This window comes from Acidiferrobacteraceae bacterium (assembly GCA_037388825.1).
In the GTDB taxonomy this organism is placed as follows: domain Bacteria; phylum Pseudomonadota; class Gammaproteobacteria; order Acidiferrobacterales; family JAJDNE01; genus JARRJV01.
Genome location: JARRJV010000136.1, coordinates 1 through 2,911, shown reverse-complemented (window position 1 = coordinate 2,911; position 2,911 = coordinate 1). Strand labels below are relative to the sequence as shown.

The 2,911-nt window shown below is 56.4% G+C and carries 4 protein-coding genes; 3 read left to right on the top strand and 1 reads right to left on the bottom strand.

The features are described from left to right. The 3 genes from P8X48_13405 to P8X48_13395 form a co-directional block, all read left to right on the top strand. The coding region (locus P8X48_13405; GenBank protein ID MEJ2108300.1) for a right-handed parallel beta-helix repeat-containing protein at positions 1 to 1,334 on the top strand (1,334 nt) is incomplete at its 5' end. Continuing rightward, a complete protein-coding gene (locus tag P8X48_13400; GenBank protein ID MEJ2108299.1) occupies positions 1,321 to 1,689 on the top strand; it encodes a hypothetical protein in 369 nt (122 codons plus the stop codon). The genes P8X48_13405 and P8X48_13400, both read left to right, overlap by 14 nt. Further along, positions 1,686 to 2,036, top strand: coding sequence for a hypothetical protein (locus P8X48_13395; protein ID MEJ2108298.1), 351 nt, complete (start codon positions 1,686 to 1,688; stop codon positions 2,034 to 2,036). Before P8X48_13400 ends, P8X48_13395 begins: the two co-directional genes overlap by 4 nt. Before the next feature lie 669 nt (positions 2,037 to 2,705). Here P8X48_13395 and P8X48_13390 read toward each other — a convergent pair. After that, a partial coding sequence (locus P8X48_13390) for a hypothetical protein (protein ID MEJ2108297.1) occupies positions 2,706 to 2,911 on the bottom strand: 206 nt, incomplete at its 5' end.

Sequence of the window (2,911 nt, the reverse complement as noted above, 5' to 3'; positions counted from 1 at the left end):
CCTTGATTCTGGGTACAGCTTCAGTTCTGGTGTGGCTATTGGTAGGACAGGAGCCTGTTGCGACTCGTGCTCAAGGCGCAGACGGGTATAGCGTCTACTACGTCGCGCCTGGTGGATATTGTGCTAGAATGATCCCCTGTTATGGCAGCATTCAAGATGCCGTGGACGCTGCTGACGATCCCAATGACATCATCAAGGTTGCAAGAGGGACATATACCGAGGTGAGCGTGCGTCCTCGCAATGATATTGCTGCGACTGCTGTCGTCACCCAGGTAGCATATATCAGCAAGACGGTAACCGTGCGTGGTGGGTATACCACAGCTGATTGGATGATGTTCGATCCAAAGGCTAATCCCGTCACACTGAACGCCCAAGGGCAGGGAAGGGGACTTTACATCACAGGAGACATCAGTCCTACAATCGAGGGATTGTACATCACGGGTGGTGACGCGACTGATCTGGGGGGAAATTCCTACCTGGACAAGGATGCAGGGGGCGGTGTGTACATTATCACGGCTACGGCGGTTATCAGCGGCAATCACATTTTTGGCAACGTCGCACAAAGAGGCGCCGGAATATACTTGCATGTCAGCGACGCCGAGGTACACGACAACATGATTTTCTCCAATAACACCGGTGGAAAGCCCGACGACAACGGAGGGGTGCTGTATTTGTGGTATAGTGATGCCGAGCTGACGGGCAATACCATCTCCTCAAATATCGCCTACAGCGGTGGAGGGGCCTATCTGCGCTCCTGCAACGCCCGGCTGAGCAATAACGAGTTCGTTTCCAATGTCGCCAAGTGGAGAGGGGGTGGATTGACAATAGCCTGGTACGATACTTCTTTAATCGAGATGAATACCATCTCTTTCAACCGGGCTGTTGATCAAGGCGGAGGGTTGTATCTGTACAGCAGCGATGTGCAGATGAGCGACAACATCATTACTTTCAATAGAGCTCTTCAGGGAGGAGGCGGGTACTTGTGGGCCTGCGCTGCAACGTTGCACAGGAATGTGGTATCATCAAATACTGCTGAACGTGGTGGTGGATTGTACTTGGCGTACAGCGATGCCAATTTGGTCAACAGCCTGGTGGTCGAAAATCGTTCTGACGGCCTGGGCAGCGGGTTATACGTCGCCGGATCTTCACCCAGATTCCGGCATGCGACCATCGCGCGCAATTCTGGTGGAGATGGCAGCGGCATCTACGTGGACATCTATGTCACTGATAGTGAAGTGTCCTTGACCAATACGATTTTGGTCAGTCACACTGTAGGCATCAGCGTCACCGGCGGCAACACGGTTACAAGGCACGCTCTCTATGCACAATCGTAAAGATGTAACCGGGTTTATCGAAGGTTTCTCCGGCACCAACCGCTACATTCTGGATTATCTGCTGGAAGAAGTTTTGGCCGGCCAGCCGCCAAAAGTCGCCCCCCTGTGCGATGCTGTTCTGGCTGATGACGAAGGATTCAAGAACCAATCACTCTCCATTTTGGAATACCTGGAACGAGCCAACCTTTTCCTGGTTTCTCTGGATGATAAGCGGATTTGGTACCGTTATCACCACCTCTTTGCCGATCTATTACGCGCACGGCTTGATCAGTCGGAACCCAAACGGGTCGCACGGCTGCTGGCACGCGCCGCCGCATGGTGCGAGCAGGAGGGGCACAAGTTGCCGACGCCGTGACTTATGCGCTCTCCGCCCCAGACTATGCCCGGGCCGCAGACCTGATTGCAAAGAACTGGTACCACACGGTGAACAAAGGAGAGATCGAAACCGTGTGGTCTTGGCTGGAAGCCCTGCCCAGAGACATGGTCAAGAACAGCGCGCTGCTTAGCCTTGCCTATTGCTGGGTACTCTGGTTTAGAAGCCAGATTGGCGCGATCGAGCCGTATCTGGCTGATGCGGAGAATGCGCTAAACAAGCAGGCTGAAGAATTGGGCGCAGATGACGCACTTCATGCTGATTTACCCGCGCATCTTGCCGCTATGCGGTCAATTATTGCCCGCTATGACAATAATTTGAAGCCGTGATCGTCTTTGCCGAACGCGCTCTCCACCTGACTCCTGAGAATTTGCACTGGCGTCAGCCTGCGATGGTGCAGGGGATCCGGTGAAAGCCGGCGACGCCTATGGTGAAACCATCCGCTGGAGTCGCCTGGGGGCAAACGCCGCCGGCGTGGCGGGGATGACTCACCGTCAGATTGGGATATTTTGGCTGCTGGGGCGTTTGCAAGCGGCGGACCAAGCATGCCGGGCAGCCTTGAGCTACCTTGAGGGGCAGGGAATGGCTCGTTTGCCGGTGGCCGGGATCCTGCATCTGAGGATGAGCGAAGTATACCTGGAGCACAACGAACTGGAAGCCGCAGAAGCGCGCCTGGCCCGGGGAATCGAGCTAGGTAAGTGGAGCGGGCGTTTTGACGCGGTGTTGAACGCGGCTCCAGCGCTGGCGCGTCTGAGGCAAGCGCAAGGCGATGCTGACAGCGCGCTAGCGGCCGTGCAAGAGGCGGAAGCTGCTTTGGGCGAGCCGCCATCCCCCTTGTGGAGAGCTGAACTATTGGCGCTCAGGGCAAAAATACTGGTCCGGCAAGGAGCGCTGACCGAGGCAACACGATGCGTTGAGGCGGCGGCACGCCTGGCAGAGCAAGATAGAGGATTGATCAGAGAGAGGGTGGCCCTCACCGGGGCCAGGGTGACGCTCGCTCAGAGCAATCCCGATGAAGCCGTTGCAGAATTGACGCGAGCGGCCGGTTCGGCGCTGTGCTTGAGCTGTGCATCCTGCGCAGCCTTGCCTTTCTGCGCCGGGGCGATACACAGAAAGCGCAGGCAGACCTTGCGCGCGCTCTCTCCATGGCTGAGCCGGAAGGCTATGTGCGTATCTTTCTTGACGAGGGGCCGCCCATGCAAAC

What these genes read in the sequence shown, in the direction of transcription:
- P8X48_13400 (MEJ2108299.1), top strand. Translation starts at nt 1,321, where the DNA reads ATGCACAATCGTAAAGATGTAACCGGGTTTATCGAAGGTTTCTCCGGC.